The sequence below is a fragment of the Bacteroides sp. AF25-5LB genome, from assembly GCF_003602965.1.
Classification (GTDB): domain Bacteria; phylum Bacteroidota; class Bacteroidia; order Bacteroidales; family Bacteroidaceae; genus Bacteroides; species Bacteroides uniformis.
Map to the genome: position 1 here is coordinate 1 of NZ_QTMC01000034.1, position 6,829 is coordinate 6,829.

At 34.6% G+C, this 6,829-nt stretch carries 8 protein-coding genes and 1 pseudogene; all 9 read right to left on the reverse strand.

The window, feature by feature from the left end; translation table 11 throughout:
- The coding region (locus tag DWY57_RS20455; protein WP_119962352.1) for a UDP-N-acetylglucosamine 4,6-dehydratase family protein at nt 1-817 on the reverse strand (817 nt) is incomplete at its 3' end.
- 2 nt (nt 818-819) lie between these two features.
- Nucleotides 820-1,836 (reverse strand): glycosyltransferase, encoded by a 1,017-nt coding sequence (locus DWY57_RS20460; protein ID WP_119962353.1) that lies wholly within the window; start codon nt 1,834-1,836, stop codon nt 820-822.
- A 3-nt stretch (nt 1,837-1,839) separates the two neighbouring features.
- The gene (locus tag DWY57_RS20465; RefSeq protein ID WP_119962354.1) at nt 1,840-3,036 is read right to left on the reverse strand and encodes a glycosyltransferase; all 1,197 of its coding nucleotides are present in this window, start codon (nt 3,034-3,036) and stop codon (nt 1,840-1,842) included.
- A 21-nt stretch (nt 3,037-3,057) separates the two neighbouring features.
- A complete protein-coding gene (locus tag DWY57_RS20470) occupies nt 3,058-4,038 on the reverse strand; it encodes an EpsG family protein (protein WP_165853628.1) in 981 nt (326 codons plus the stop codon).
- Between the two features lie 87 nt (nt 4,039-4,125).
- Nucleotides 4,126-4,878, reverse strand: a complete 753-nt coding sequence (locus DWY57_RS20475) for a CatB-related O-acetyltransferase (protein ID WP_119962358.1) — start codon at nt 4,876-4,878, stop codon at nt 4,126-4,128.
- Nucleotides 4,879-4,932: 54 nt separating this feature from the next.
- The gene (locus DWY57_RS20775) at nt 4,933-5,148 is read right to left on the reverse strand and encodes a hypothetical protein (protein ID WP_120164427.1); all 216 of its coding nucleotides are present in this window, start codon (nt 5,146-5,148) and stop codon (nt 4,933-4,935) included.
- A gap of 148 nt (nt 5,149-5,296) precedes the next feature.
- Nucleotides 5,297-5,473: a hypothetical protein gene (locus tag DWY57_RS21025; protein ID WP_165853629.1), complete on the reverse strand. Its 177-nt coding sequence runs from the start codon at nt 5,471-5,473 to the stop codon at nt 5,297-5,299.
- An 86-nt stretch (nt 5,474-5,559) separates the two neighbouring features.
- A complete protein-coding gene (locus DWY57_RS20480) occupies nt 5,560-6,516 on the reverse strand; it encodes a glycosyltransferase family A protein (RefSeq protein ID WP_119962356.1) in 957 nt (318 codons plus the stop codon).
- 36 nt (nt 6,517-6,552) lie between these two features.
- Nucleotides 6,553-6,829: pseudogene (locus DWY57_RS21030) on the reverse strand (polysaccharide pyruvyl transferase family protein); the annotation flags it as partial.

The following is a 6,829-nucleotide window of genomic DNA, read 5'->3' on the forward strand; positions in this document are numbered from 1 at the left end:
CCAGTGTCTCATACAGTTTCTCGCCGTGGCGCGTGCCGATGGTCTTCACCTCCGTCTCACCGTATTTCGGATTAACCTGCGCGTATGTTTCCTTCAAGGCCTGCGCCAGTACATCCAAGGTAGCGGCAGGAGCCTTCTGCACGAACAGGTCACCGTTATGCCCGTGCTCAAACGCATAGATTACCAGATCCACGGCATCGTCCAGCGTCATCATGAAGCGGGTCATGTTGGGGTCCGTTACCGTAATGGGCCTGCCGTTCTTTATCTGCTCCACCCACAAGGGAATTACAGAACCGCGGCTTGCCATCACATTGCCGTAACGGGTACAGCAGATGGTTGTACCGGCTTCCTCACCCAACGCACGGCCCTTGGCTATGGCAACCTTCTCCATCATGGCTTTGCTGATACCCATGGCATTGATGGGGTAAGCCGCCTTGTCGGTAGAAAGCACTACTACGTTTTTCACCCCATGCGCTATGGCTGATTCCAGCACATTGTCCGTACCGATCACATTGGTCTGCACAGCCTGCAACGGGAAGAACTCGCAGCTGGGAACCTGTTTCAAAGCGGCGGCGGAAAACACATAATCCACTCCCATCATGGCACCGTCCACAGACTGGCGGTCACGGACATTACCAATGTAGAATTTTACTTTGGGATTTTGCAGGTGATGACGCATGTCATCCTGCTTTTTCTCGTCACGACTGAAAATACGAATCTCCTTGATGTCTGAATCGAGGAAACGACGCAATACGGCGTTACCGAAGGAACCGGTACCGCCAGTGATTAATAAAACTTTGTCTTTGAATATAGACATAACTATTTTAATTTATAATTGCTTTTCCCATTAACTATTATAGCTTCAAAATCATCTTTTCGCCTTTGAATATCATAATATTCTAGAAGATTCTCATATGAAGTTATTGGAGTAAAACAAGCTAATTTATTAACTAATTTGACCAATTCACTATCGAAATCATTATCTATGTCAAACAACAACTGTTCTTTATAAATAGGATTAGCCAAACCACCTTTTCCTGAATGAATTATGATATTATTAGCACATAATGCCTCCAATGCAGCTAAACCAAATCCCTCATACAATGAAAGTTGAAAATAATATTTAGATTGTTTCAAAAGATTAATTTTATCCTCTTCAGACACTTCTCCTTTCAATTCAACTGAACCCTTCAAATTATATTTATCAATTATTGACCGAACCAAAACTTCTCCTTCTCCTTTTCTACCTATAATTACAAATCGATAATCAACAAACTCCGGTATTTTTTTCAATCCAGCAAAAATTCGTAAAGCCTTATCCACTCCCTTTCTTATCACATTACCTTCATCTCCCATCCAAACTATAGAAGTAAATATCTTTTCTTTTGGAACATCAGCAATAAAAAGTTTTGTGTTAATAGTATGCTCACTATAACTCAATTTTTTCTTTAATGATGATACCTTAAAGATGTTTTTCAAATCTGATTGCGACACAATTATACAAGAATCAGCCACCCAATAACAAAGTTTAAAAAACAATGCTTGTATTTTATAATTAAAAGCAGATGCATAATCCGAATCCAAAGAGTCAATACCTCCTGTAAAATATGTTTTTTTACCAAAACATTTTGCTAACAATGCAGCAAAAAATGAATATCGATAGAAATAAGAAAACAAAATATCATATTTCCAAAATAAAAGGCTATCGAATATTCGATTAGATAGTAAAACGTCATATCCTAAATCTTTCAATATTGATATATCTATCTGATAGAATTTCTGAGTCTTAAATAACTCAAGTGAATTCACACTCGAATAAAATAAAATTCTTTTCACACCTTAGCTATGTTTTATAAAATTCATTAGTCGACTGGCCTGAATCTCAGAATTTTTATTCTCTAATATAAACCGTTTCGCCTTCTCTCCAAACTCATATAGTTCTGCTTGTGTTTTACTTCCCCATTGTTTTAAAATAGCAGTCAATGTTTTTTGTGAATTATCTGGTAATAGAACAAGGTATTCTTCATATTCTATAGGTAATCCTGGAAGTTTATACATTATAGTTGGAGTACCCGAAGCCATATACTCCATTGTTTTTGATGGAAATGAATATTTGGTATATTCTTCATGCCCTTTACGAGGGTTAACTAACAATGTAGCTTGTTGTTGCATTTCAAAAACATGCTTCTGTTCTACAACTCCCCAATATATTATTCTCTTATCTTTTTTTGCAGCTTCTTCAACAAAGATTCTATCAAGTCCAAATCCACATATCCACAAAACAAATTCTGAATCATCAATATCGTTAAAAGCTTTGATTAAATCTCTAATCCCGAAACGAATGTCTAGCTTGCCCGTATATAAAATAGTTTTTTTCCGCTTTTTCTGAGGAACTATATATACTGGATTATATATTCCTTCTAAGAGTAAACTGGGACGTAAACCAACATCAAGTTTTTCTCTCATATACTTGGTAAGAAGAACAAAGGAATCAACAAAGGGCACTAATGAATATATTCGTTTAGTTTCCAAATTACCTAAAAAACGGTACAATAAAGAAGTGCTATCTCCAAAATATTCAGGCAAATCCAATACGATACAACAAATTTGGACATTTGGGTACATTCTTTTCAAATCAACAGCAGCTTTCAAATAAGGATAAATCAAAGAATAAACTAAAATTGTTACTTTTTCCTCCCTATTTTTATTAAGCCACAATTTGGCTTCTCTCATAATAGCATGATATATGCTGCATTTTTTTAAATATGTGACATTAAAAAAAGATGCATTTACCCCTTTTATTGAAGCATATTCAAACTTAGATTTTGAAAAAAATAAATTGTTACAACGAAATGGGAAACTACCAATATCAGGTACATTCACTATATAATCAGGTCTTATACCACACTCGTTACATCCCGCTAAAAGAGCTTTCTGAAATGTAGTTGCGCTTACTGTAATAACCCCTTTTGTACATTCTTTTATAAATGTAGAAATTGTAGGTTCACAAAAGCAACCTAAATAAAGAACTTTCATCACTTTATATTTTGCAGATATTTATAAAATACTTTTATATGGTACATACGGGCTTCCTTTGGAAGATAAAGAAGCCAAGATGAAAACAAAATAAATCAAGTATAATAATAAAGCATTTCTAGTCGTCCAATAAGAATGTAAAGACTTAGCCAATAAAGGAATTACAAAAACCATAGAGACATAGGGATAATATGTGATCCTTTGTAAAGTTATATTAGCAGAAAGCACATTATACATTATCTGACCAAGAAAAAAAACATTCAAAATCAATTCTAAATTATTCGATATATAATAATTTCTCTTCGCATAAACAATAAGAGATAATACAAATATCACTTGATATACTACACCAAAATGAGCTGTTTGATTTTCATTTATAAGTGCTGATTCCAAATAATAGCCATAATACGTTTTTCCAATTATAGGCTCAAATATCGATATAAAGCCACTCATAAATCCTCCCCATAGTAAGATACAAACGGATCCTATATATATCATCAACACTACAATATTCACCTTTATCATTTTAGCTAATACAATCATCAATATCCCGAACAATGCAGAATAATGCACTAGAAAAGCCAAAACAAAAACTATGTAATGTTTCTTCCCACAAGAAATTAACATTAAGCCATACAAGAAAATGGCACAAGCTAATATCTGACGAACCAAATTGAATGATTGAAAAAACAACAATGATTGTAATATCATGATTACAACAATAAACCTAATATTTCGATCAGATAATAGCACTGCTTTTGCTAAATAAAAATAAGTCAAGAAAGCATATATATAAAAAAAAGCATATGAAGATATTCCAAATGAACGAATTATTGCAAAAACTAAAATCGTAAAAGGTTCTGATGGAACAACCCAAGGGCTCTCTATTTGAGCAATATAATTACTGTGATCTGTTCCTATACCATCTTGTGAACCAACAAAGAGTGTCATCAACAATACCCACACAAATGCTGTCACAAAATTGACCTTTTCATCTTTCACATATATGTGTGAAATAAATATTATGGTAGACAATATAATCAGTAATATATATATCAGCATCTTGTTTTAGTTAGTGAATTCCCCATCTCATTTACTTTCATTAGCAAAATACTTTTCAAAAGCATCTAGGTCATTTAGTAAACGCCAATTTATCTTGAACCACTTTTCATCTTTTTCCCACCATTTAGATTTCAGAAGCATTTGTATAGCGTCTTCATTATATCGAAACCGGAGGACTTTAGCAGGAACCCCTCCCACTATTGCATAAGGGGGTACATCATGAGTAACTAAAGCGCCAGCAAGTACCATGCCCCCTATACCTATCGTAACTCCTTCAATGATTTTTGCCCCTGCTCCTATCCAACAATCAGAACCAATAACCACTGGAACACATTCTCTTACAAATTTAAATTCATTATAAATTTGCCTATCAGCAAAAGTATATCCAGTTTGCTTCATCATAGAGAAAAACATAGGACTTGTGGCTACATAAGGATACTCGTAAGGATGACGTCCACGAATAACCATACAATCATCTGCAATAGAAGTAAAACGTCCAATTTCTCCACTTATTCTTGAATTGAATCCTATATAAGATCCATAACCTAATGTGCCATTAAATGTACTGTGCGCACAAACTCTATTACATCCTTCAAACTTAGATATACGGGTAACCTTAGCTCCATAACCTATTGTGACCGTACTAGAATATTTAATACTATAATAAAATCCTCTAGATAAACTATTAATAAAAATCCATCTTAGAAAATGTTGTAATATAAATATCAAGTATTTAAATACACAAAAAAATGAACTCCTATTGTTTTTTTTATTCACCATATCAAAACAACCATATATCAATAGCACAAAGAGTATTAGTGGTCTTATATACTTTTATTTGAGAGAACTTGTTATATACTCACGAATAGCTTCAGCCCATCTATCATAAGCTTTTGGTAAAAGATGAATGCCATCATTAGTTAGTTCATCAGGCAGCTGTCCATCTATACAATATAGAGAAAATAGGTCAATATATATCATTCCTTTTTCACCTGCTATACGAGTAATAATTTGATTAGCTTGAATAATTCTGTCACAGTTTCTATACATTCTATGACTACGATTGACTGGAAGTATAGATTCCAAATAGACTTCTGCATGAGGACAAGCGTTAGTTATAGAATCACTAAAACATTATACCGCTCAGCAAACTCATCCATATCCATACTTTGATTTGCCAAGTCATTGATACCTGCCATCAAAAACACTTTTCAGGACAGACAGCACGCAGCATATCCATACGTCGCATCATGCCAATCATGGTATCACCAGGATAGCCTAGTTCTACAATCTTCTTATCCGTGAAATAAGCTTGAAAATTACTCGCATACGTAATTGAATTACCCAAAAAGCAAATATCTGCATCATAACTCATTTTTTGCAATGTATTTGTCCAACCACGTATAGCCCAGTAATCGGGTGCGTCAGTCGGCCTAACTTCAATAAGGTTTAGCCTTTTACCTACTTTAGGTAAGAAATCAGATTTATACAAAATAACAAGATTACCAATAACAAACTCATTATCAATAATTTATTCCCTAAAGGGCCTAACAAATAAAACTTTAACTTCATTGTTAGTTTTCTCGGAATAAATATTATCCTATTCATAAAATAGCATCGTTTAGCCTTATTACTCCACATTAAATCGTTGCCATATTTATTCAATAAGAATTGTTTATATTCGGGATATAGCTTTAATCCCTGGTTGAGCATATCCCCCAAAAGCATTTTTTCCCAATAAGACTTTCCATCAAAGTTCATACTAAATATAAAATCCTTTGAAAAATCAGCCACCTTACCACTTAGACCGAGATTATCAAGAGAATAAGTCATCACATCAATAGGAGTATAAGCCATTCTGTTTTCACGTAAAATTTCAAAAAGAGATTTTGCATCTTCATATCGACTCAATGTCTCATCAAACAAATGATTCTTCAATAATTCGGCATGAAAGACAGCAGCTCCTGCACGAGGTATCACCCTATTAAAAAACCACTCTTTAAAATTATCTTCCAATACGCCTTCTCTTTTACCATTCACTCCCGGAAATCTCTTTTTTTTAATTTCTATCAAAAAACGTCCTGCAGCCACCTTTACATTATATTTCTCTGCCAATTCAACCATTGTCTTCAATCCCTCCGGCAGAAAATAATCATCCGCATCAATATAGCATATCCACTCCCCTTTAGCCTCCTTGATACCCCGGTTTCTGGCTGATGACACCCCACCATTAGGCTTATGTATATACCGTATACGCTGATCACCAAGATACAGTCTCACCACTTCATCACTGCCATCGGTAGATCCATCATCCACGATAATCAGTTCCCAATTGATATAGGATTGGCTGAGTATCGACTCAATGGTGCGCGCTATTACAGCTTGCTTATTATAAAGGGGAATAATTATTGAGATCATAAAGACATATTTATTATTGTAAAGGAAGCTGTTGGTTTATCTTAGTATTTTATCAATTAATCCCAATGCAAAATACTTCTTTTTTTCTCGGATGGCATTGACCTTATTCCAATCAATAATCTTCAACTGCTTCAGATCATCAACTGAGTCTACTAAACGGTCTTTTAAACAGAACATGCTCAAAAGAGAATAAATACGCGCCAATCCACCTTGTTCATTTCTCAACACCACAAAAGGCACATTGAAGATAATAGACCTCAAATCCGCAACTAAGCTCTTCAGCGTCCTTCTTGCGTCTAAACGTCCTCTCATC

Excerpts from the sequence above, each read along its gene's own strand:
- DWY57_RS20465 (WP_119962354.1), bottom strand. The coding sequence starts at position 3,036 with ATGAAAGTTCTTTATTTAGGTTGCTTTTGTGAACCTACAATTTCTACA.
- DWY57_RS20480 (WP_119962356.1), bottom strand. The coding sequence starts at position 6,516 with ATGATCTCAATAATTATTCCCCTTTATAATAAGCAAGCTGTAATAGCG.
- DWY57_RS21025 (WP_165853629.1), bottom strand. The coding sequence starts at position 5,473 with ATGAGTTATGATGCAGATATTTGCTTTTTGGGTAATTCAATTACGTAT.
- DWY57_RS20775 (WP_120164427.1), bottom strand. The coding sequence starts at position 5,148 with ATGTATAGAAACTGTGACAGAATTATTCAAGCTAATCAAATTATTACT.
- DWY57_RS20475 (WP_119962358.1), bottom strand. The coding sequence starts at position 4,878 with ATGGTGAATAAAAAAAACAATAGGAGTTCATTTTTTTGTGTATTTAAA.